This is a genomic window from Marixanthomonas sp. SCSIO 43207 (assembly GCF_019904255.1).
Taxonomy (GTDB): domain Bacteria; phylum Bacteroidota; class Bacteroidia; order Flavobacteriales; family Flavobacteriaceae; genus Marixanthomonas.
This window is the reverse complement of sequence record NZ_CP063203.1, coordinates 2,323,689-2,347,091: the sequence shown is the minus strand read 5'-3', so window position 1 is coordinate 2,347,091 and position 23,403 is coordinate 2,323,689. Positions and strand designations below refer to the sequence as shown.

General features: G+C 33.8%; 25 protein-coding genes. 9 read left to right on the top strand and 16 right to left on the bottom strand.

Annotated features, from left to right (window positions below):
- Window positions 1-5 precede the first annotated feature (5 nt).
- The gene (locus INR76_RS10975) at window positions 6-1,259 is read right to left on the bottom strand and encodes a multidrug effflux MFS transporter (RefSeq protein ID WP_255592598.1); all 1,254 of its coding nucleotides are present in this window, start codon (window positions 1,257-1,259) and stop codon (window positions 6-8) included.
- 143 nt (window positions 1,260-1,402) lie between these two features.
- On the opposite strand from INR76_RS10975, the gene INR76_RS10970 reads away from it, so the two are divergent.
- The 6 genes from INR76_RS10970 to INR76_RS10945 all read left to right on the top strand — a co-directional run bounded on the left by INR76_RS10970 (window position 1,403) and on the right by INR76_RS10945 (window position 7,581).
- On the top strand, window positions 1,403-1,861 hold the full coding sequence (locus INR76_RS10970; RefSeq protein ID WP_223108014.1) for a universal stress protein: 459 nt from the start codon (window positions 1,403-1,405) through the stop codon (window positions 1,859-1,861).
- 29 nt (window positions 1,862-1,890) lie between these two features.
- Complete coding sequence (locus INR76_RS10965) at window positions 1,891-2,073, top strand: hypothetical protein (protein ID WP_223108013.1); 183 nt, start codon at window positions 1,891-1,893, stop codon at window positions 2,071-2,073.
- 469 nt (window positions 2,074-2,542) lie between these two features.
- Window positions 2,543-3,226, top strand: a complete 684-nt coding sequence (locus tag INR76_RS10960) for a TetR/AcrR family transcriptional regulator (protein WP_223108012.1) — start codon at window positions 2,543-2,545, stop codon at window positions 3,224-3,226.
- A complete protein-coding gene (locus tag INR76_RS10955; RefSeq protein ID WP_223108011.1) occupies window positions 3,223-4,884 on the top strand; it encodes a peptidase domain-containing ABC transporter in 1,662 nt (553 codons plus the stop codon). Before INR76_RS10960 ends, INR76_RS10955 begins: the two co-directional genes overlap by 4 nt.
- A 7-nt stretch (window positions 4,885-4,891) precedes the next feature.
- A complete protein-coding gene (locus INR76_RS10950; protein ID WP_223108010.1) occupies window positions 4,892-6,202 on the top strand; it encodes an HlyD family secretion protein in 1,311 nt (436 codons plus the stop codon).
- On the top strand, window positions 6,202-7,581 hold the full coding sequence (locus tag INR76_RS10945) for a TolC family protein (RefSeq protein ID WP_223108009.1): 1,380 nt from the start codon (window positions 6,202-6,204) through the stop codon (window positions 7,579-7,581). Before INR76_RS10950 ends, INR76_RS10945 begins: the two co-directional genes overlap by 1 nt.
- Window positions 7,582-7,718: 137 nt before the next feature.
- Here INR76_RS10945 and INR76_RS10940 read toward each other — a convergent pair whose 3' ends face one another.
- Complete coding sequence (locus tag INR76_RS10940; RefSeq protein ID WP_223108008.1) at window positions 7,719-8,333, bottom strand: hypothetical protein; 615 nt, start codon at window positions 8,331-8,333, stop codon at window positions 7,719-7,721.
- A 5-nt stretch (window positions 8,334-8,338) separates the two neighbouring features.
- Complete coding sequence (locus tag INR76_RS10935; protein ID WP_223108007.1) at window positions 8,339-8,821, bottom strand: RNA polymerase sigma factor; 483 nt, start codon at window positions 8,819-8,821, stop codon at window positions 8,339-8,341.
- A gap of 274 nt (window positions 8,822-9,095) precedes the next feature.
- Between INR76_RS10935 and INR76_RS10930 the strand changes: the two genes are divergently transcribed.
- Window positions 9,096-9,335, top strand: coding sequence for a YtxH domain-containing protein (locus INR76_RS10930; RefSeq protein WP_223108006.1), 240 nt, complete (start codon window positions 9,096-9,098; stop codon window positions 9,333-9,335).
- A gap of 116 nt (window positions 9,336-9,451) precedes the next feature.
- Window positions 9,452-9,589: a hypothetical protein gene (locus tag INR76_RS10925; protein ID WP_223108005.1), complete on the top strand. Its 138-nt coding sequence runs from the start codon at window positions 9,452-9,454 to the stop codon at window positions 9,587-9,589.
- A 10-nt stretch (window positions 9,590-9,599) separates the two neighbouring features.
- On the opposite strand, the gene INR76_RS10920 is transcribed toward INR76_RS10925, so the two are convergent.
- The 5 genes from INR76_RS10920 to INR76_RS10900 form a co-directional block, all read right to left on the bottom strand.
- Window positions 9,600-10,889, bottom strand: coding sequence for a hypothetical protein (locus tag INR76_RS10920; RefSeq protein ID WP_223108004.1), 1,290 nt, complete (start codon window positions 10,887-10,889; stop codon window positions 9,600-9,602).
- A gap of 28 nt (window positions 10,890-10,917) precedes the next feature.
- Window positions 10,918-13,128 (bottom strand): M48 family metallopeptidase, encoded by a 2,211-nt coding sequence (locus INR76_RS10915; RefSeq protein ID WP_223108003.1) that lies wholly within the window; start codon window positions 13,126-13,128, stop codon window positions 10,918-10,920.
- A gap of 216 nt (window positions 13,129-13,344) precedes the next feature.
- The gene (locus INR76_RS10910; RefSeq protein WP_223108002.1) at window positions 13,345-13,809 is read right to left on the bottom strand and encodes a hypothetical protein; all 465 of its coding nucleotides are present in this window, start codon (window positions 13,807-13,809) and stop codon (window positions 13,345-13,347) included.
- Window positions 13,810-13,835: 26 nt separating this feature from the next.
- On the bottom strand, window positions 13,836-14,360 hold the full coding sequence (locus INR76_RS10905) for a GNAT family N-acetyltransferase (protein ID WP_223108001.1): 525 nt from the start codon (window positions 14,358-14,360) through the stop codon (window positions 13,836-13,838).
- A 32-nt stretch (window positions 14,361-14,392) separates the two neighbouring features.
- Window positions 14,393-15,115, bottom strand: coding sequence for a DoxX family protein (locus INR76_RS10900; protein ID WP_223108000.1), 723 nt, complete (start codon window positions 15,113-15,115; stop codon window positions 14,393-14,395).
- A 231-nt stretch (window positions 15,116-15,346) separates the two neighbouring features.
- Between INR76_RS10900 and INR76_RS10895 the strand changes: the two genes are divergently transcribed.
- On the top strand, window positions 15,347-16,471 hold the full coding sequence (locus tag INR76_RS10895; RefSeq protein ID WP_223107999.1) for a M23 family metallopeptidase: 1,125 nt from the start codon (window positions 15,347-15,349) through the stop codon (window positions 16,469-16,471).
- 5 nt (window positions 16,472-16,476) lie between these two features.
- On the opposite strand, the gene INR76_RS10890 is transcribed toward INR76_RS10895, so the two are convergent.
- The 8 genes from INR76_RS10890 to INR76_RS10855 all read right to left on the bottom strand — a co-directional run bounded on the left by INR76_RS10890 (window position 16,477) and on the right by INR76_RS10855 (window position 23,374).
- Window positions 16,477-16,974 (bottom strand): SLATT domain-containing protein, encoded by a 498-nt coding sequence (locus tag INR76_RS10890; RefSeq protein ID WP_223107998.1) that lies wholly within the window; start codon window positions 16,972-16,974, stop codon window positions 16,477-16,479.
- A gap of 134 nt (window positions 16,975-17,108) precedes the next feature.
- Window positions 17,109-17,435: a multidrug efflux SMR transporter gene (locus tag INR76_RS10885; protein ID WP_223107997.1), complete on the bottom strand. Its 327-nt coding sequence runs from the start codon at window positions 17,433-17,435 to the stop codon at window positions 17,109-17,111.
- 66 nt (window positions 17,436-17,501) lie between these two features.
- Window positions 17,502-18,065, bottom strand: coding sequence for a PAS domain-containing protein (locus tag INR76_RS10880; RefSeq protein ID WP_223107996.1), 564 nt, complete (start codon window positions 18,063-18,065; stop codon window positions 17,502-17,504).
- 290 nt (window positions 18,066-18,355) lie between these two features.
- A complete protein-coding gene (locus INR76_RS10875; RefSeq protein WP_223107995.1) occupies window positions 18,356-19,441 on the bottom strand; it encodes a hypothetical protein in 1,086 nt (361 codons plus the stop codon).
- A 124-nt stretch (window positions 19,442-19,565) separates the two neighbouring features.
- On the bottom strand, window positions 19,566-21,227 hold the full coding sequence (locus tag INR76_RS10870) for a SulP family inorganic anion transporter (RefSeq protein WP_223107994.1): 1,662 nt from the start codon (window positions 21,225-21,227) through the stop codon (window positions 19,566-19,568).
- Between the two features lie 212 nt (window positions 21,228-21,439).
- The gene (locus INR76_RS10865; RefSeq protein WP_223107993.1) at window positions 21,440-22,294 is read right to left on the bottom strand and encodes a DUF1566 domain-containing protein; all 855 of its coding nucleotides are present in this window, start codon (window positions 22,292-22,294) and stop codon (window positions 21,440-21,442) included.
- Window positions 22,295-22,425: 131 nt separating this feature from the next.
- Window positions 22,426-22,851 (bottom strand): energy transducer TonB, encoded by a 426-nt coding sequence (locus INR76_RS10860; RefSeq protein WP_223107992.1) that lies wholly within the window; start codon window positions 22,849-22,851, stop codon window positions 22,426-22,428.
- Window positions 22,844-23,374, bottom strand: a complete 531-nt coding sequence (locus INR76_RS10855; RefSeq protein WP_223107991.1) for a hypothetical protein — start codon at window positions 23,372-23,374, stop codon at window positions 22,844-22,846. The genes INR76_RS10860 and INR76_RS10855 overlap by 8 nt, the downstream gene beginning before the upstream one ends.
- Window positions 23,375-23,403 lie beyond the last annotated feature (29 nt).

The window sequence follows — 23,403 nt, the reverse complement described above, 5'->3', positions numbered from 1 at the left end:
GCAAATTACTTTGTAAAACGAGCTTTTAAGGAAGGTTTTTTCAGATAATATAAAATTACTAATGAGAGAGCTGAACAGATAGAAAAACCTATAAAAATGGGTAAGGCTGTCCCTTGAATAAAACGACCAATAAAAATACTAATAGGAACTGCCATTAACGTTGATATTAATCCTGTAATTGCTGAAGCAATCCCTGCTATATGCCCAACAGGATCCATTGCCATAGCTCTTAAGTTTCCGAATAAAAATCCAATAGAGAAAAATTGAAGTCCGAAAAACGTTAACAATACGGTAATGGGTGGGTTTTCCGTATTAAAAAATAGTATAACATATAATACTGAAATAACAAAAAAGGAAAGTAGGGAAGTGGTAATCATTTTTGACATACCAAACCTAACTACGAGTGTTCCGTTGAGGAGTATGGCTGTACCTATTGAAAGTGCCAGACCAGCAAATATGTAAGGAAAGGTTTCTTTCAATTGGTATTGAATTTCAAAAATTTGTTGCGAGCTACTCAAGTATACCATAAACGATCCGGTAACAAATCCTGTTATTAATGTATAACCAATTGTGATTTTATGTCTAATTATTTCTTTAAAACCATTAATAAAAACAGTAGTTGAAAGGTTTTTCTTATTAGTTTCAGAAAGTGTTTCTGGTTGACGTTTAAAAAACCAAGCAGAAACTAGTAAACTAATAACAACTTGTACGTAAAAAATAGTTTCCCAACTATAGTAATCAAGTATAAACTTACCCATTGTAGGCGCAACGATTGGTACCAAAATAAATACCACAGTAACAAAAGACATAATTCGAGCCATATAATCGCCTCGGTACAAATCTCTTATAATCGCTATACTTATGGTTCTAGGAGCTGAAAGCCCAATACCTTGAAGTACACGACCTAGCACCATAATCTCTAAACTTTGAGCATGTACACATACAAAACTAGCGACAATAAAAAGCACAAACCCCATATACACAACAGGTTTTCGGCCTATACTATCTGAAAGTGGTCCCCACAACAACGGCCCAATACCCAGACCTAAAAAAATCATCGTAATCAATAATTGATTGTCAACAACATTGGTAGTGCCAATATCAATACCAATAACGTCTAGAGCGGGTAATAAAGCATCAATCGATAAGGCTACGACAGACATTAACGAAGCCATTAAGGCAACAAATTCGAATTGGGAGGTAGGTTGGCGCATTTTCACAAGTGCAAAAATACCCTCAATAAAAAGAATTAGCTGCATTATACTACTATAAATTAACGTTAAAGTAGCGCGCGGTAAGTTATAATTTTAAGAATCCTTTAGCGCAACATGTGATTACACTTTCCTAACTTTATTTATAGGTTCAGAAATATGTTGAAGCAAAACAAGTAACACCTACTAAGATGGAAAAAATAGTGATAGCAATAGATTATCATCCCACTTCAGAAAAAGTTGCAGAAAAAGGTTTTAACCTTGCCAAGCAACTAGGAGCAGAGGTTTGTTTATTGCATGTAATTGCTGAAAACAGATATTACGGAATGGAATATCCATCTTTTTTAGGCTATGATGGGTACAGTTATGCCATAGACCTTACAATTAACACAGAATTGGAAAAAGTAGCCAACGATTATTTAGCTCAGGCTGCAGCGCATTTAAATAATGAAGTTACAACACATCTAGCTAAAGGCGAGACAGCATCAACCATATTAAATTATGCAGAAAATTGGAATGCCGACCTAATTGTCATGGGAACGCACAGTCATAGTACCTTAGAAAAGTTGCTTATAGGTACTGAAACTTCAAAAGTAATTGAAAATACAGATATTCCCGTTTTTTTAGTTCCTATAAAAAAAGAATACTAATTATATAAATACCATCCAAAAACAACTACATGAATACATCAAAAGAAACAAAGAAAGATGCAAACACAAATTACCAAAACCATCAAGATCACGAAGATTATATATTAAAAGATAATAACAAAACTAAATTAGGAGCTGGATTTATCATTACTGTACTTATATTATTACTTATTGCAGTTGGCGTTTCAATTTACTACTTTGAATGGCTATAAAATTTACGTAAGGTTATCTAAAGAAAAGAAGAGGAAGGTAGTATATTTATATTGAGTTAATCGACTTTGTAAATATTCTATTTTACATAATATAAATTATAACACATTATAATAAGTATTATAAATAATCCATTATACCGGCTTTAACACTATATATGATGATAACTACTACAACCCAATAGTATTAATCTAGATCTTTTTACTATTATTTTTATTGAAACTTTCTGTTATTATTCTGCAGAAATATCTATACAGAATTAAATTCTGACTGTTTAGTCGTTTACATTCCATAAATAGTATTACATGCTTCAAATACTTTTCTGAATTAAATTTTATTTTGGAGATATTGTTAACTACTTAATATTCAATTAATTGATATAATAAAATAAAAATTTAAGAAAGTATTATAAAAAACTTGATTGCAATATTGATAGTAATACTATTATATTTGCATTTTATAATTTTAATTATGGACAGATTACTTGCTAACTTTAAAATTTCGGTAAACGAAACAATATTTAATAAAGACCCAGAATCTTCAGATTTGGGAAAACGTATTATTAAAAACAGTATAGAACTTATACATGCTATAGGATTTGATGCTTTTACATTTAAAAAATTAGGTGCTGAAATTGGATCTAATGAAAGCTCTATTTATCGATATTTTGACAATAAACACAAGCTATTAATATATCTATCAAGTTGGTATTGGGCTTGGTTGGAGTATCAATTAGTAATTGAGACTCATAGCGTTTCAGACCCTAATGAGAAGCTTAAAAAAGCAATTGAAATAGCTACCAAATCTATCAAAGAAGATTCAAAACACACTCATATTAATGAAGTTACATTGAATAAAATTATAATTGAGGAGAGTTATAAATCATTCTTAACCAAAGAAGTAGACAAAGAAAACCAAGATGGTTATTTTAAAGTTTATAAACGCTTTGTTACCAGATTACAAGAAATGATTATTCAAGTTAATGCAGATTATAAGTACCCTAAAAGCTTAGCGAGTACTATTATTGAAACAGCTTTACATCAGCATTTTTTAAAAAATCATTTTCCTACCATTACAGATTGCAAAAGCGGGACCTCCCCTACTCAATTTGTAACTGATTTTGTTTTCAGAATATTAAATAATAAAGCCCTATGAGCAATACAAAATTAACTCCTGTTCAACGTTTTTGGAGATTACTAGCTTTAGAAAGAAAAGATATCTATCAAATTTTTTATTATGCTATTTTTTCTGGTCTGGTTGCACTATCATTGCCTTTGGGTATTCAAGCAATTGTAAACCTTTTACAAGGTGGACAAATTTCTACTTCTTGGATTATACTAGTCATTTTGGTCACTCTAGGAGTAATTTTTGTAGGGATATTAAACTTAATGCAGCTACGTATTATTGAAACCATACAGCAACGCATTTTTGTAAAATCATCTTTTGAATTAAGTTACCGGTTTCCGAAAATTAAAATGCAAGCTTTACGCAATGAATATGCTCCGGAATTGGCTAATCGTTTTTTTGATACTCTTACCATACAAAAGGGATTATCGAAGGTATTAATTGATGTACCATCTGCCCTAATCCAAGTGTTGTTTGCCCTTATTTTACTATCCTTCTATCACCCATTATTTATTGTTTTTGGAATCGTTTTATTGGCTTCGGTTTTATTAGTTTTTAAATACACCGCAAAAAAAGGGTTGAGTACAAGTCTTGAAGAATCAAAATATAAATACAAAGTCGCAAGTTGGATTCAAGAAGTAGCACACGCTATTGTAAGTTTCAAATTATCCGGAAAAACCAGTTTGGCTTTAAATAAAAACGATGCGTTAGTTGAAAATTATCTTCACGCACGTGAAAATCATTTTGGTATAATAAAACTACAATACATTAAAATGATTGGCTTCAAAGCCATTATTACTGCCGGATTATTGACTATTGGTGGTGTTTTGGTTCTTAATCAAAAATTGAACATAGGTCAATTTGTTGCAGCTGAAATTATTATACTCTTAGTCATCACTTCTATTGAAAAGCTCATTTTAGGTCTAGAAACATTATATGATATGCTTACCTCAATTGAAAAATTGGGCGAAGTTGTAGATAAGCCACTAGAGTCTCAAGAAGGTGAAAAAGTAACTTTTGATACGGGTATTAATCTAGAGCTTGATACGGTAAGCCTTGAAGTATCTGATAGAGAAAAACCTATATTGAATAACATTTCAATGCAAATTAAACCTGGTAGTAAGCTTATTATTCAAGGAGAAAGTGGAGCAGGAAAATCTAGTTTGTTACGCATACTTTGTGGTGTTATAAGTCCTACTTCAGGAAATATCTATATCAATGGTTTAAATATTAAAGGTATACACGTTAATCATTATAGAACCCACCTTGGTTTATCTCTTTCAGAAGAGCTTCCTTTTGAGGCCACGTTAAGAGAAAACTTAACCTTTGGAGATTCTTCAATAACAGATGAAGCAATCTTTCAAGTTATGGAAAATATTGGTCTTTTAAGGTTTTTAAAAGAATTACCAAAAGGCTTAAACACAACTATTTATCCTGAAGGCAAGCAAATGTCTCATACTATTTCAAAAAAAATTGTATTGGCCAGATCTATTCTGAAAAACCCTAAACTTTTAATTCTCGAAGATGCTTTAGACCAATTTAGCGAAAAAGATACCAAGGCTATTATTGATTACTTATGCAAGCCATCAAACCCTTGGGCATTGGTTGTTGTAAGTAGCAATTCATATTGGAAAACATATTGTAAAGAAGTAATTAATTTAAAAGAAGGTAACCTCGTCTCTAATTAATTTTGTTATGCTGAATATTTCAAAAAAATCAGTTCATAAACACATCAAATTATCTGATTATAAATCAGGCACCTATGTGGTTAATAAAAAGTACTACAAACAGTTTAATCGTTTGTCAATCGCTTTTTTAGTATTGCTCGTTATTATTCTGTTTTTACCTTGGACTCAAAATATTACCGGAACAGGAAATGTCACTACACTTAAACCTAATCAAAGACCGCAGAGCATTCAATCTGTAATCTCTGGTCGTATTGAACAGTGGTTTATTCAAGAAGGTGATTTTGTAAAAAAGGGAGATACTATTTTAAGAGTTTCAGAAATTAAAAGTGATTATTTTGATGATAAATTAGTAGAGCGTACAGGTGATCAAATTCAATCAAAATCTCAATCTATACAAGCTTATCAAGATAAAGTACGTGCGCTACAAAGTCAAATATCGGCATTACAAGCGGAGCAGAAACTTAAATTACAACAAGCTCAATTAAAAGTAAAAAGTAGCAGAATAGACTTAGAAGCTGCTGAAACCAACCAATCTATTGCGCAAACTCAATATGACCGCATTATAGCGTTGCAAAGTGAAGGTTTAAAAGCTACCAAAGATGTGGAAGAAAAACGAATGAAACTTCAAGCCACACAAGCTAAATACATTTCACAACAAAACAAACTGAGCGAAGCAGAAATTGAATTATCCCGAATTAATGCTATGTATGCAGATAAAATTGCAAAGGCACAGAGCGATTTGTACACCGCCCAGTCATTGCAATTTAATACGCAAGCCGAAGTTTCAAAGCTAGAAAACAGTTATTCAAATTATGAAAAAAGAAGTTCACTTCGGTTCGTAACAGCTCCACAAGATGGGTACATAAATAAAGCGTTGAAAGGCGGCGTTGGTGAAACATTTAAAGAAGGTGAAAGCTTAGTAACGATAATGCCTTCAGATTATGAATTGGCTGTTGAGACTTATGTAAGGCCTATTGATTTACCATTAATTCATATAGGCGAAAAAGTACGCATACAATTTGATGGATGGCCAGCTATTGTCTTTAGCGGCTGGGAAAGCGCTTCTTATGGAACGTACGGAGCAAAAATAGTAGCCATAGAAAATTTTATCAGCCCCAATGGGATGTATCGTGTTATATTATCTCCAGACGTAGAAGATGAACAAGAATGGCCTAAAGGAATACGAGTAGGTTCTGGAGCTAGAACAATTGCGTTATTAAACGATGTGCCTATCTGGTATGAGATATGGCGACAATTAAATGGTTTTCCACCAGACTTTTACACACCAAAAAACAGTAATAAAGAAGCTACAAAGTAATGAAAAAGTATTTTTTATATACAGTATTTATTCTATTGTTTCAGGCTGGTTTCAGTCAAAAAAACGATGTTTTGAGCTTTTCAGAATATTTAGGATATGTAAAAAAATACCATCCTATTGTAAAGCAAAGTAATTTGGTTATTAGTGAAAGTGAAGCCAAGTTATTAAAAGCAAGAGGATCTTTTGATCCTAAAATTGAAGTTGATTATGATAGAAAAAAGTTTAAAAACTCAACCTATTATGATAAGTTAAATACTGCTTTTAAAATTCCAACTTGGTATGGTGTAGAGTTAAAAGGAAGTTATGAGCAAAATAGCGGCGAGTATTTAAACCCTGAAAATACTGTTCCTACAGATGGTTTGTATAATGTAGGGGTTTCGGTTTCGGTAGCCAGAGATTTATTGATTAATGAGCGTATGGCCACCTTAAAACGGGCTAAATTATTTAAAAATCAAGCAGCGGCAGATGCTAAGTTGTTAGTAAATGATATTCTTTACAAAGCTTCAATGTCTTACTTTTCTTGGCTAAGAGCCTATCAAGAAAAAAAAGTCTACGATGCATTTGTTGAAAATGCTGGCTTGCGGCTTGAAGGGGTTAAAAGAAGTTTTGAAGTAGGAGAAAAACCTGCTATAGATACTACCGAAGCCAGAATTGCTTATAATACTAGAAAACTAAATTTAGAAAAAGCTCAATTAAAGTACATTAAAACTTCACTAGAACTTTCAAATTATTTATGGATAAACGATGTTCCTGTAGAAATTAAAAATACACTTATTCCTGATACTGAATTAAAAACAACTATTGATTATGCGTTGCAAATAGATACCATTGGCATAGATGAATCGCTAGAAAACCATCCCAAACTACAATCGTTAGACTACAAATATAAAAGCTTGGAGGTTGATCGTAGATTAAAACAAAACAACCTTCTTCCGCAAGTAGATTTACAATATAATTTTTTAAGTGAAACCCCAGAAACAATCAACTCTTTTAATACAGCAAATTATAAAGCAGGTGTAGCCGTACGCTTTCCGTTATTTTTAAGAAAAGAAAGAGCAGACTTAAAACTAACCAAGTTTAAATTAGAAGCAGTTGATTTTGATAAACAGGCTACCTCTTTGGCAATAAACAACAAATTGAATTCTGCTCAAGAAGAGATACGCTCCTATGAGAACCAACTTACTATTGCAGATACAATTGTTTCAGATTATTCTGTTTTACTGAAAGGTGAAGAACGAAAGTTTGAAATTGGTGAGAGTTCTTTATTTTTAATTAATTCAAGAGAGTCAAAACTTATTGAGAGCACCTTAAAAGTAATTGCATTAGAAAATGATCTTCTTCAAGCAAAAGCAACATTGTTTAATGTTTTGGGTATTTAATGGTAGCCACTCCTCTCCTACTGTATTATATACACAATACCTTATGTAATTAAATTCAACATACATAATACGCTTAATATCCACAAACAAATGATAAGACTAAGGTTAATTAATAATGAATTCATTTTAATAAAATATTAGTTAGTTTCTATTTGTTCCAGTTGCTGTAAATCTGCTGCTGCACGAGCGGTAATACGCTTGTAGCAGTTAAATCCCCAACGCGCAAACCAGAGTACTCCTAATGTAATTGCTGCATAAAAAACTAGCATCCCTGTAGAATGTTCTTGTTGAAATAAATCTTTATTATTGGCTGCCATAGAAAAAACCGGAGCGACTAGCCACATTAATATGACGCTATACACGGCTCCTACTTTTTGAACAAGTAAAACGTGTTTTTTCTTTTTTATAAAATCGACCAAAGTATCTTTATAAGTGTTTTGGGTAATGTTTAAGTTTTTCATAGCAAATAAAGCTCGCAGACTAAACACCGGTAAGGCTAGTAATGATACTGAAGCTAACAAGCTACACGTTATTAAATACCAGGTATTCATTTTATCTAAATTGGCCAAAATGTAGAGCGCAGCCAGTACACAAATAATTGCACCTGTAATTTCATAAAAAGAAAGTGTACTGAATCTGTTTTTATATTTCTGTTGTGTCATTTCCATAATAATAGCATCTGTTAATTGTTTTTGCTGTTCTAGTTGGTTACTCATCTGTGACCACACATTTTGCATGTCTTCTAGTTTCATATCGGTTACTTTTTTGTGATCTTATTTTTAAGTTTTTCTTTAATACGTGCCATTCGAGTGCCTACATTACTTGTGCTAAGCCCGGTGATTGAAGCAATGGTTTCATACTTTTTTCCTTCCAGAAAAAGAAAAATTATCCCCTTTTCAACATCATTGAGCTCTCGTATGTGTTTGTAAACAAGTTTTAATTGCTGTTCGAGTATAGGATCATAAACCTCATTAACTAAGGTTATACCATCTAGCGACACCTTTTGCCCTTTTCGTTTTTCTTTTTTTGAATATAAAACAGCCGTATTTAAAGCAATGCGATACATCCAAGTACTTACTTTTGCATCTCCTCTAAAACTGCCAAACCCTTTCCACAAATTGATGACAATTTCTTGATACAAATCCTGTTGATCAGCTTCGGTTTGTGTAAACAAGCGGGTAACTTTATAAAGAATTCCTTCATTATCTTTTATGATGGTTGTAAACGCTTGTTCTTGCATGAAATACTTGCTTTACCTTATTAGAGTTCAAGGTGGCAAAAAAATCACACTTTTTGTAAAGTTTTTTTTAAATGGTACTGAAACCAGCCTATTGAAAGGAATTCTGTATTCAAAAAAATGTCGTGTTGATAGTTTACAATGGTGCGTAAATGTTAATGTGAGTTACTTTTATTAACACTTCTGCCTAAAAAAATATTAAAGTGATTATGAAGTTATTACACCTCTCAAATTTGATGTATCTTTATTTACAACGTAACAATAAAAAGAAAAAACTATGAAAAATTCACAAAAAAAAGGAATAGCAGCAGCATTAGTAGGAATTGGTGCAGGCGCATTGGCGTGGTGGCAATATAAACGTATGTCACCCGAGCAGAAAAAAAATTTAAAGTCTAAAGTTAGCAACGCAGGAGACCGAATTAAAGATACGGCTAAAGATGTAGAATCATCTATTTCTGAAAAGTACAACGAACTTAAAGGGACTGCAAAAGAAAAAGTTGAGCAAGCAAAAAGCTAACTACCGTTAGATAAAATGCATTATAATCCCGTCAGTAATGACGGGATTTTTTTTGTATGACCTTTTGCGTTTTCAGTTATAATTAATTGTATCTTTAGTAGTATACAAACATTATTATGAAAAAACTTTTACGAATTATAGCAGCCGCTTGGGGTGCCAAAAAAATTGGTGGCGGCAAATGCGGTTGCATTGGTACAATCGTGGTATTTATTATTCTTTATTGGTTATTAGGATATGTTTTTGAGTTGTTTTAATATGTTTTATTTAAAAATCAATATCAATAGTCCAAACAGGCTCTTGTGTTTCAACGTTATATAAAACCAATTCATACATTCTATTAATCAAAGCAAAGTTGTTGTTGTATATGCTGGCAAAAGAAGCTTTCGGAATTTTCATTACCAAGTTTTCTTTATTTATATCACTATATAACTTTAAATCGCAATTATCAGGATCTGATGATGCATCTTGCCATTCTTTCATGGCTTTTTGCCATTCATTTTGTTTCTTAGTCATCTGTTCTTGCCATTCGGCCATTTTCTTTTTGGAAGTACCAGCTGGTGAACCAAAATCAGGTGCATCTGGCATAGGACCTACTGAACAATCTTTTTCTCCAAATAAATATTCTGATGTGTTTTCATAATATAAGGGATAGCCTATATTGGTAATTCCTTCATAACTTTCACTAAAGAGAATCTCATTATTTTCTAAATTATATAGGAACCGAACGCCTTCTCCATTTCCTATAAAGTTATATAATAAAAGGTTGTCTGATAAAAGTCTAACAGTAGCGTTTCTACTGTATTTACGTAATTCAGGAAATTGGTCATATAATATTGAAGATGATACTTCTTTTATAACCTCATTCGTATTTACATCTATAAATTTTATAGATTGCTTGCTCTTGTCGTGAAGTATAAAGGTGCCATTATTGCGTAGTGCTAAAAACCTTTCTTTAGTGATATCATATTCATTAAAAATTCGCTTTGACTTGGTTGAAAAGTCTATCAAATAATAGGTTTGTTTTTTACCGGCTTCAGCTAATTTTGGAGAAATTTCTGATAGTTGCTTACTTAACTCCATTATTTCATTTGTAGAAGCATTTTTCATTTTTGAGGTAAGCTCTTGTTGCTTTTTTTGTAGATTTCTAAAAGCATCATTATGCATAACGATTACTTGTCCCTTATTGGTAATTCCCCTAGGAATAATCATCATATTTGGATCGGTAAGGTCTTCTGGTCCTTTTTCTAGAATATCAAAAAATTGATAACTATCTACTACTTCTCCGCTTTCTGTTTCTATTTTATAAACACTATGCCGGCTGGCAGCATAACTCATTCCTGTCTCTTTATTGACTGCAACTGCCATAACCGGTTGATCGAGTACAGCAAAACTTTTAAGTTCTCCCGCTGTCCCATCAACAAACAACACTTGATTGTTGGTGAATTTATAAATAGGCATAATACCTAAATCGGGGGTTTCTTGTGCATTTATAGGTATGATTTGTACTAAACATAATAACGTAACTAATAGTATGGATAGCTTTGTATTTTTCATAGTAAAAAGGTTTAAATAAATATGGTAATTAAAGTTTTTGAAGTGTTTCCAAATATTTTTGATGGCTTTTCTCAGCCAGGTTCGTATTATCTAGAGCTTTGTATACTTCTTCTTCAAGTGCATAAATTTTAGGATTAGTGGGCTGTTGCTTTTTCAAAATTTTTAAAGCAAATAAAGCACCCTTATAATCTTCTTTTTTAAACCGAATATATGCATTGAAATAGCCTAGATTATTACTATCATAATTAGTGACACCTGCAATTGCATTGATAGCATGATTTTGTTTTAAATCTCTAATGACATCTTTGGCTTCTTCAAACTTTTGAAGTGTCATTAAGATTTCTAGCTTTTGGTATAAAAACCAAGCATCAAACTTTTGAATTGCCAATTCGGGAGCCTCATCATATAGCTTTTTGGCCTCTATTATTAAAGATAGAGCTTCTTGAGGATTTCCTTTTTTAGCTGCCAAGTGTGCATTAGCTACATTCAGCATAGCTTTACTTCTTAATACTTCTAGGCGAAACTCTTCATCTGATAAATTCATTTTTTTTCGTTTACTCACCTCATCTCTATAATATTCATAGGTTTCTTCAAAAGTAGTGTGCATTCTCTTCAAGCCTTTTAATGCTTGATCTGCTTGAGTTATTTGATTGGTCTTTATATTAGCAATTACACCCAATGCAGCTAAATAACCTATTTCAAATCTTCGTATCCCATCAAAATTGTATGTAAGACTTATCAAGTCTGGATATATGGTTCTTACAACGGTTTCATTCTGAAAATGATCTTGAACTAGCGAAGCATATTGAGCAGTAGAATAATAATCTTTATTTTTAAATGATTCTTGCGTTAATTTAATAGCATCATTAATTGCAACATTATAGGTTAGGTTTTTTCTAATTTGTTCAGCTTTATCTTTCATACCAAGTGCAGCATAACACCTTGCTTTATACATATTTATTTTGTCAAAAGTTCCTGCCAACCCTTCTGAAGCATTAGCCATATGAGGCATATCGTCTGTATTGTACTGGTTTTGAATGGTTTCAATTCGTTTCAAAACTTGCTCTATAGGCATCGTATTTATTGTAGATTTTATCGTTGCCATTTCAGTTTGTGTTGGAAACCCGTCAAATACAATATATTCTAAGTATATCAATCTTGCTGAAGCAGTTGCATATTCATATTCAAGCAACCGTTGTTCTAGTTTGTTTAATTCTTGTAATGTTTCTTGATTAGCCTCATAATAGTATGGAATAGCTGTTACTTCATCATAAATCATACGTATTTTACGACTCAAACTACCCATTGAAGACCGTAACTGTTTTTGAGCAGCAGTTAATTCAGGTTTTTTACTTTTATTAACTCCAAAAATAGCTTTTCCAATGGCAATGGCTTGCATAACATTTTCTCCCATATTTAGCATTTGATCCGTTGTTTCATCCATTGGGCCAAATATGGAAGCATCTGCTCTTATTTGATCAATTGTAGCACTATTTTGTTGCATTTCTTCGGCTAGTGCCTTAATACCGGGGTTTGAACTTTCACTAGCCAATGATCCCATAAAATCTGTAAGATCACGGCTTAATTGATTACCAGTAACTATTTCACCTATGTTTTGTCTAGCAATAGGTTTTGGACCAACTTTTCCGCTAGATGAACCACCTCGCGGACTGTCTGCGCATTTTGATGGTAAAGGACTCAAGCCTGGATCACTCGGTCCTTTGACGTTATAATAATTCTGACGTAAATTTTTAAGTTGTTTAACCGAAAATGCTGAACCATCAAATTGTTTTTGAGCCGTTCCGTTTATGCAATGACACCGATAGCCTTCATATTGATTGGCTGCATGTTCTGCTCCTGAATTTGAAAACGAAGTACTACCAAACTTATCTCTAGCGGCAAAATTACAATCTGCACTTCCTGAAACTGCAGAAGATGCATTTCCATTATCTGCAAGACTTGTTAAGGCTTTTAAAAGGTCATCATCACCTGATCCTTGTTGATTTGATTGTACAAGACAATCTGGTACATAATCTGTTATTTTTCCGAAATCTTTACAATATACACCATAGTCATTGTAACTAGTTTTGATGGCTTCTAATTGCTTTTTAAGATTGGAAGCTTCTGCTTTTTTTAAGGGTTTTGTTTTGCACTGACAGAGCTTTGCATAAAATTCTGCAACATTACCGCAGGTTAAACCACTATCACCCGCACTCATGTTCTGTTTAGCTTTTGTCACTCTACTGTCCTGCGTACAGTCTTGAGCAGCGGTAGAAAAAAAATTACAAAAAATGAGTAATACCGAATAGAAAAGGTGCCATTTAAAAGAGGTATGCATTATAACTTAAATTTCTTTTGAAGAAATGTAAGTAGTCTTATTGATTCACCCAATACCCAGATTTGGGTATATTTTGTAGGAAATATCTTTTTTTAAAAGTATTATAATGTCCCAACACTATTGTCTATCAAGCCTATTGAGAATTCTTAGCTCTCTTTTACGAACCGAAGACAACCTGCTATTGCGAGTACACAAACCGGTACTATAATCATATTTTGAACCTGTGACTTCTGCATAATAGTCTGTACTTTTTGAATATACCAAGTAGCTTTTACCAACTACAAAGGCATATCCACAACTAGCTGAGTCCTCATTGGTAATAACTTCAACTTGAGTTACCTTTTTTGCTCCTTTTATTACTTTAATAATTTCAAACGTAAAACGTACCTGTTTTCCAAAAACAGCAGTAGATTCAGTATTAATCTGTTCTTTTGAGACTACCTTTCCGGTAAAAATTAAATCGTTTTTAGCATAGGCTTTTTTCACCTTCTGGTTGAAAGGTGATTTTATCTCAACACAGGTGCAGGCTGAGCCTATCCCCATTCCTATCAATACCATACAAATTGTATAAATAGCTTTCATTTTATGATTTTTAAATTATAATGCAATTAGTCTTGTACCTTTTCTATCTTGTACAACAAAAGTTCTTCGTCATCGTCGGGTAGTGTTACGGTCCCTTTTTTTAGTAGTCCGAGTTTTTCCAATAGTTTTTGCGAACCGTAATTTTGTTTTGTAGTATATCCTTGTACCGTTTGAATATTAAACTCATAAAATGCTGCGTCAAGTATACAACTAGCAGCTTCAAAGGCATATCCTTTTTGTTCGTATTGAGGTAAAAAGGCAAAACCAATGTCTACTCCTTCTACTCCTTCCCTATCGTATAACCCACACGAACCTATCTTCTGTTTATCACCTTTCCGTATCACGGTATAGTTTCCATATCCCAATCGGTGCAATTGTGGCAGCATTCTTTTTTCAATATACTTTTTGGCTTCTGTAACTGTTTTAATATTACGATCTCCAATGTATTGTAACCATTTTGGGGTGTTGAGCAAATTGTATATCATGGGAGCATCCTTTACAGAAGTAGGCTGCAATAGCAATCGCTCGGTTTCAAAGGTTTTATAATTCATTAAGGCAAGATAAATAATTAAAAAATTACATATTAATCATTTTCTGAATTTTCATAGATCTCTATGCAAGAATTTAAGGGATTTCCTTGCTTATGTACGCAATCACAAAAGTTTTTTCCAGCTGTTAGTCGATTGGTATTTTTAAACTGTGACATACATTGAGTATACGTGTTTTTGGGCATAATCTTATACATATGTGATGTGCTAAAAACAATAAGTACAGTTACTAGAAATACGCCTGTGAAAAACTTCCAAGGTACTCGGTTTGTAGTTTTCTTCACTGGTACCTTTTCTGAAGAAATAAATGCTGTTTGTTTGAATGGAAGTAAATATTTCAATCTATCATAATGCCAACAAAGTAGGTAAACATTTGCCAAAACCATAAGCGGAGCTGTAAATAAAGAACCATCAAAACGTACAGCAAAACTTAGTATACAGATATTTAAAATAATAGGAAAGTATATAACTGCTCCCAATGCAACAGTTCTAGGAATCAATAATAATACTGCAGCCAGTAGTTGTACAACACCTATAAAGGTATAATAATACCCCGTATGATGTAATGCCACCAAATACGCTCCCATTGGGTGTAATTCAGAAAGACCGTTAGCAAAACGCTCATCCATCAATTTTACAATACCTGCGGGAATAAACCCTGCTGCCAATGCTAACCGATTGAAGATAGCAAAATACTTGAGCCATTGGTTTTGTTTAGCTCTTGCATGAAATTGATCCAGCTTGGTGACTACATTCATCTCATAAAAATAACAAATCTATATACGATATATTACTACCTTTTTATTCAAATTTTTATCTTGTAAGAATTACAACGCGTATTCCTACAAATCCATACACTATCCATACACTAGCTATAGAGTATCTATACAGTAGCTATAAAGTAACTATACTTCAGCCTATTGAAGTATAGCTTACCTAATTATTTTATCTTTATATCTCTTTATCAGCCAAACAAAAAAAACAGTCTTATGCTTGTACCCTATTTAAAAATAGTTTGTGTGTTCTTTTTTATCTGTTTTGCTGCTTGCAAAGGCGATGATGCTAGCACACAAAGACAATCTTTTTTTATTGCATTACCTACAGACCCTGTTAAAGTAACCAACACAGAAGGTGATTGGTTGGTGTATGAATTACACATCAAGGCTCCTTCGATATCTAAAGCAGAACTATATCAAGGTTCAACTTTATTACAAACCTATACCGATTTTATTACTAAAGACGATTTACACTTAGCTAGCATTTGGTTGCCATATCCTGAATCTGGTTGGAATACCCAACAAATAAAGCACACGTTTTATTATACCGATACTAACGGATCTGAAAAGGTTGAAACATTTACCCTACCAATCAACTCAAACTATCCTGCTAGTAAAACCATTACCTTTCCCGTTCCCGAAGGTATTTGGTTGGCTGAAGGAGCTCCCGGGAGTACCTCCTATCATACTCGAGCTATTTTTCCTTATCCCGAACCACAATATGATACCACTCAAGAAGGTTATTTGATTGGTAACAATCCCCAACGCTACGCCATAGATTATGCGCGTATTGAAGAAGGACTTCCTTATAAAAATGAAGGAACCTCACTAGAAGATTGGTACTGTTATAATCAACCCGTAACTGCTGTAGAAAGTGGTACCGTTTTATTTACTAAAAATACAATCCCCGATCATCAAACCCCCGGCGAATATGATTATGATATTACTACTGAAAATGTAACCGGAAATGTTGTGTATATAGAACACGCTGATGGCACCATTAGCACCTATTGCCACCTTATCCCAAATTCGGTTACTGTAACGGTTGGTGATGTGGTTGCTACCGGAGATGAAGTAGGTCGCTTGGGTAATTCAGGAAACTCATCTGCGCCGCATTTACATATGCATTTGCTTACCAATCCTGAAGGTAAATCTATTGAAGCCTATGAGGACGGACTCTACTTTGAAAGTCTTCCATATGTGTTTCCTCAGTTTAAAAAGTTAGGGCAATTACCTCCGGGATATTTAGACGTTCCGCCGTTATCCCCTTTTTCACCTTCAGAAGATACTGATTTTACTCAAAAGCTTCCGTCAGAAAGTGATGTGATTCAGTTTTAAGTACTTTAATTGGTTTCTATAACTAAATCCCCTTTTGAAAACCGTCTGGCTTTATTCCATATTGTTTCCGGTATTAAGGGAGAATGGTTGTTTACGTTTTCTATTTTCAATCTAATTTTTTCACACTTTGCTTTAATTTCTTTTTTATCCATCGCATTTATAAAGGTAAGTACTTCTTCAATATCATGCCGTATTTGCCCATAGCCTACATCTGCATCTTGATGGTTTTTGGCTTTTATTTCAAACTTTAAAAACGTTTGTAAAGAAGTAAGGATAGATACTAAAATACTCAAGGCTCCTATGATAAAATACTTATCCTCAACTCCTGATGCAGAGAATGCAAACAAACCGGTAACAGCAGCTAGAACGGTTGCCGGTACACCTATTAATAAATGATAGTTTCCTTTTCTCTTAGCGGCTAACCGGTGAGCCAGTTGTTTTCGCTTTACCCTTCTTAACCATTTGGTAAGAAGGTTTGCCTCTATTGCATGCTGTGATTCCATAATTGAATTGGTAGGTCATTAAACACAAAATTGATACAATATAGCTTTTTTTACTCTTTTTCAAGGTATTATACCAACGGGTAGCTGTTATTTAATGGAAAATAAACATTTGCAATAAGAATGCACTCCTTATTTTAATTTGAAACAACCTTTAACCCAATAATGGATAAAATTAAGGTTGCAATAAATAGTAGTCGTAAAAAGGTAGCGGGTTCTTTAAATACAAAGATTCCTATAAGAACTGTGCCAACTGCACCTATTCCGGTCCAAACGGCATAGGCAGTACCAATAGGTAAACTTTGAGTAACTTTAACTAATAGTATCATACTTATTGCTAAAGTAACTATAAAACCAGCATACCACGCATACATTTCGGTGCCGGTAGCCATTTTGGCTTTCCCTAAGCAAAAGGCGAAAGCAACTTCAAAGAGGCCGGCAATTATTAATACTATCCAGTTCATATGTGTTTTTTCTTAACTAAATTATGTGTCGTTGTATCGTGAAAAGGTATGCATTAACATTATCTACTACCCCACTTCTCTTTCAAAAGCTAGGTAATGAGTGGTTGTATTGGTATACAATGGAATGATTTTTACTTCACACAGATAGGGTGTTTTATCTTTTCGATAGTTTACAAGTACCTCTACAAAAGGTTTATTGGTTGTAAGTTTATTTTTAATTGTTCTTTTTTGAGTAGCACTTGTATTGGCTCCTTGTAAAAAACCAGGTGTTTTGTGTACTGCAAACTTTTTAGAATATCCGGTCATTGTAGAAAAACCGTCATTTACCCAGATAATGCGTTGGCGGCTATCAGTAAGTATAAGAGCTTCGTACTCATGTTCAGAAAAAACAGTTTTTATATCATTTTTCCAATTGTATTTTTTTGCCATTTGCATCACTTCTTGCATTTCATTTTTCTTTTTGGCTGCCTGTAAAACCTGGTGATAATGCTCGGTATACAATCCCCAACTGAGTAACGGCACCGAGTTGTTTGTAGAAGGTTCTAATTGGTTGTAAATAGTTGAATACTCATCATCGTGTAATCCGGAAAGATACATATCTAAGCCGGTCATTTCTGAAAGGTTTTTCATATCGGTATTTGTATAAGTAGCATTCGGGCGCTACTGCTAAAACACTAAAAATATCTATGCTTTATAAAGGATTACTTGTTTTGGGAACTAGTTTTAGGAGAAATGTATCGTTAAGCTTTTACTCTTATAATTGTTTGAAAGGCTTTGCTAATGTAGTTACGGTTTTATACCTACAGTCTTACTTAGATAAACTCAGCACAGGCTCTCAAGGGACCATTCAGCTGAATTTATTTCATCATCTTAGCCGTACCTACTACATTGTGATATTCAGGCAAACACTCCTCTACCCTTTATTGTGTTAATTCAAACTTTTCGAAAGAATTGCCGGTTTGTTTATAAAGGCCGTTATGTTGTGTACCCAACCATATAGTCCCTGAGTTGTCTTTATATATGGTTACTAGCAATAGCGGTTTGTTTTCGGTGTTTATGGTTTGTTTGGTTAGTTTAATTCCGTCGTACTTATAAAGACCATCATCATAGCATATCATCCATAAATTTCCATCTGTATCGCGCAAGCCTCCGTTAAAGTATAACAGGTCGTTGTTTGCAAGTTCTTGAGGAAGTTTAACCATCGCGTGTTTGGTATATCCTTTAGGTACTTCTTTAGAATCTATTTGATAGATATGGTACAAGTTACTAAGCCAAAAATATCCATTTTTATCTTCAAGAATAGCACGCACTCCGGGTTCTCTGCCATCTGTTAATGTAGACAACTCCTTTTCGCCAAACCACAAAAAATTACTACCATCATACCGATAGGCTCCAGCGGTATTGGTTCCAAACCATATAGCCCCTTCACTATCTTTATTTATTCCATATACATCGTAAGCTCTGTTAGTTGCGTTTTGAGGTGTGTTTCCAGAATAAGACATTCCGAAGGCTTGTAAATCTTTTGTAGGCAGTTGTAGCTCGTGCAGCACCTTTCCATCATAACGATAGAGTACACTTCCGTTGCAATTAAACCATAAATCGGTTTCGTTAAGCTCCCAAGTACTTTCTGAAGCCGCTAATACTTCAATTGTACTAAGCTTGTTTCCATCATATTTTTGAATACCTTCAGAAGTTTCAATGTATATATTCCCTTTGGTATCCTCTTGTAGACTGCTTATCCTATTACTTACCAATCCATCATGGGTAGTAAAATGAATTATTGTATCATTGGTATAGCGAAACACTCCATTACTAGTGCTGCCAAACCAATAGGCGTCCTTACTATCTTGAAACACGATTTTTAGCTGTGTATTTTCTATGTTTATCTGATTACCTAAAGCTACAGGTTCAGCAGGGATTTCTATTTTGGGTAGTTTACTACTCAACCAGATCATAAGCCATACCAGACATGACAGTAGAATTACATTATGTATTTTTTGAGACATGGTGATTTGGTTTAGGGTAGTAAAAATACATTAATTTAAACACGTATCCATAACCATACAAGTACTTGTTTCATTGTGAGGAAAGTTTAAAAATATGATGTGTTAATCCAAAAGTATTATATAACTATTCCTTTTTAAGGATTGGTTTTAAAGCTATAAATGCCTCTTGAATAGTTTGGAAGTGGTGTTCTTCTGAAACTAAATCGGGTATAATATCGATCGATCGTAACTTATCCATAGGTTGTTCTTGTAAACCAACAAAAAATACCTCTACCCCTTTTTGTTCCAAATCTAATACAATATCTTCTAAGGCATACAACCCTGATTGATCTACTAATGGAACTTGATCCATTCTAATAATCAACACTTCAATTTTTGTTTCAATGGCAGCTATTTGGTTTTTTAAATGAGCTGTAAATCCAAAAAACAGAGGACCTTTTAAATGTTTGATTAGTATTTTGTCTTTATACACATCGTAATAAGGCAATTCATCTTCCCAAGGTTTTTCATCATTTAAGTCTTCAAGAGTCTCTACAACTATCCCTTTTTCACCAAGATCACTTGCCTTTTTCATAAATAATATACAAGCCAATGCTACTCCCAATCCTACTGCTTGAATTAAACTACCAAATGTAGTAACCAGTAGAACCAATACCAATACCACTGCGTCTGCCTTTGGTACACGCAATAAGTGCTTTAACCCTTTGGTATCAATTATCTTAAAACCAATAGGAATAAGTAATCCGGCCAATACAGAAAGAGGAATATAAGATGCTAGCGATCCTAATCCTAATAGAACTGCCAATAAAAACAATCCGTGTGTCATTCCTGAAAGACGTGTTTTACCACCGGCATTAATATTAACCACCGTACCTTTAGTTGCTCCGGCACCGGGTATTCCGCCCACAAATGCTGCCAGCATATTACCAATACCTTGACCTATTAACTCCCTATTACTATTGTGTTTTGTTTTGGTCATATTATCTGCAATTACAGATGTTAGCAACGAATCTATACTTCCTAACACAGCCAATACAGCTGCATATTCTAGAATCAACGTGTAGGATTCTGCCGGAATACCACCAAATAGTGCATCAATCTTTAATTCAGGAATACCGGAAGGAATATCACCAATAATTGGCACATCCCATCCTAAAAGATAACCAGTAACTGCAGCTACTATCAACGCTACCAAAGCACTTGGAATAGCCTTGGTAATTAATGGAAATACATAATACACAATAACAGTTAATACACCCAATGCAAGTGCATACCCATTAAAGTCTGAAAAAAGTCTTGGAAGGTCTTGAATCACCGCCGTAGTAGACTTTGCAGATGATAATCCTACAAAAGGGAACAACTGTAATATAATAATAATTAACCCTACCCCACTCATAAAGCCAGATACTACCGAATACGGGAAATACTTAACATATCCTGCAATATTAATAAGTCCAAACACAATCTGTAGCACACCACCAAGTAAAAAACTTAACAGAATAATACCCATTGCAGACTCCAGGCTACCTGTCATACCAATGGCAGCTGTTACCAATGCAGCAGATACTACGGTCATAGGACCTGTAGGTCCACTGGCTTGTGTTTGCGTACCACCAAAAAGCGCAGCAAATATTCCTACCATTATGGCACCGTAGAGACCTGCCGTAGCACCCATTCCGGATTGAACACCAAACGCAAGTGCTAGGGGTAACGCAACAACTCCTGCTACGAGACCACCGGTAAAATCTCCTTTAATATTGCTGAAATCAAATAACTTTTTAGGCATAGGGGTACTATTTTATTAAAATTGTAAGTTTCCAAAAATACGTGTTTTTTTAAAAACTACGCTCACCCCAAAATTAAAGAATCATTATCTCTTTGCTTTTTAGGCACTCACACTTTAGTGTAAGTCAAGGATTATTTTACTATTGGTAGTAATAACATACCTTTTAATTTATTTGTATAACGTTTACAAAAAGCTTTTAAGAAAGTCTAGCTTTAGAAAGCCCGAATTGCCCGAACTCCATTTGTATTGTTCTTAAGCGAGTTTGTTTGGAAACCACTAGATAAGTTTTGTCTGAAAGCCGAATTAGCGTTGGGTTCGGTTGAACTCCAATAATTCGTACTGTTGAAGTTACTACCTGAATTTGCTGTTGAAGTAGCTTCAATAATAGCTTTGTTCTGATACATTATGTTAAGTTCTTCTCTTGAAGGTAAATACCAATCACCGTAGGTTTTGCCACCTTCTGTGATTTGTAGTTCATTACAGATACGTGCGGCATATGTAACATTGTCATCCCCTATGGCAACTTGAGAAGAAATAATAATGTTAGTGTTAGCTTTACCAGCATAGGGACCATCGCCTTTGGCTTGAGTGTTTCCAAAAGTTCCTGCATACCATCTTACCCCTGAACTTTGATCTTCTTTTGCACATACAAGCCCGTGTTTCCCGGTTTCATCCACCCAAAACACTACACCACCATGAGCAAAATCACCTACAGAATAAGATGAACTTGATGAATTATCATTTCCTAAAGCAATCCATTTATCATCAGAAGCATTATAAAAATAATATCCTATTAAGTTAATGTCTTCAGTTTCAGATGTTGTTGAAGCTACAGAAACATCATTAACGTATAATATTGCTCCGTCTTGTTCTGCATTATAAACTGCAACTTTAGCATCTAATTGTTGTAACGTTATAGAAGGAGGCTGAACACCATCAGGTGTTGTAGTTGTCATTGCATTACCTTCAACCTGTAAAGTAGTGCTAGGCTCTGTAGTATTAATACCTACTTGGGCAAAGCATGTTATACTGCTTATAGCTAGCAGTATGAGTATAATCTGTTTCATAATGTTTGTATCTTTTTAAGTATTAAAAAGAGACTAAGTATATAAAGATTTTGGGGTCACAAATTTAAGTATACTCCTACAGCCATGGTATACCCAAATTTGGGTATATCAGGTAAAGGGCACTATGCAGACTAATTATTTTTCGTGTTTTGCTTCCGTTTCCTTTTTCTAGCTTCTTTCCGTTCTCGTCGTTTTCGTTCTTGTTCAGTTTCAATCATGAAAAGAATGGGTAACGAGTATCGCTGTTTAACTGCCTCTCCGTTTACTATTGAAGGATTCATAGCGGGAAGTTCTTGTATAACTCGTATTGCTTCTTCTTCAAAAGCAGGGTGAACAGACCGTGCTTTTACGTCCACAATACTTCCATCGGTATCTACCGAAAACATCGCGAATATCTTCACCGTCTCTCCGGGTTTTAAACCTAGTTGTTTTACTGCTTTATCTATCCTTTCAGAATTTAAACTTTGTAAGGAGTCTGATACTTTTGTAAAATCGTGTTGTGCAATAGCAATGCTACTAATTAGCACAGTGAAGATGAAAAGGAGTTTTTTATTCATGTTTTTTATTTTTAGTATATAGTTTTATTTTATCTAACAACACCTTAGCATACCTATCATAAAAATCTTCTGTAAACATATCATTATAACCAAAATATGCCCTTCCTTCATCTCCCACAGGAAAAGGAAAACAATACGCATTACTGGGTAACTGCCAGTAATATGCTTCATGTATACGTTCTCCACAATTATAATAAAAGTCGGTTATATTACTAGCGACATCAAATAATACTTCCGGACTCCGCTCTGAAAATCGAAGTAATAATAACGAATCTGTATCATAGTAAAAGGTAGCTTTTAATACACTTTTGCTTTCATTAAAAAGGCTATTTACAACAATCTTATTTTTATATACTTCCATCTTTGCCAAGGTTGTGTCCATTGTAACTATATACTCGGCAATTACTACTTCTTTGTTTTTATCAATAGCGTGAACCTTCCTATCAATTTTTCTTACTAATAAACTATCTGTTTGTGAATAGCATATGGTGGTCAATAAAATAAATAACAAGCTTATTTTCATTACTTTATAGGTTAAGCGTCAAGTTAGTT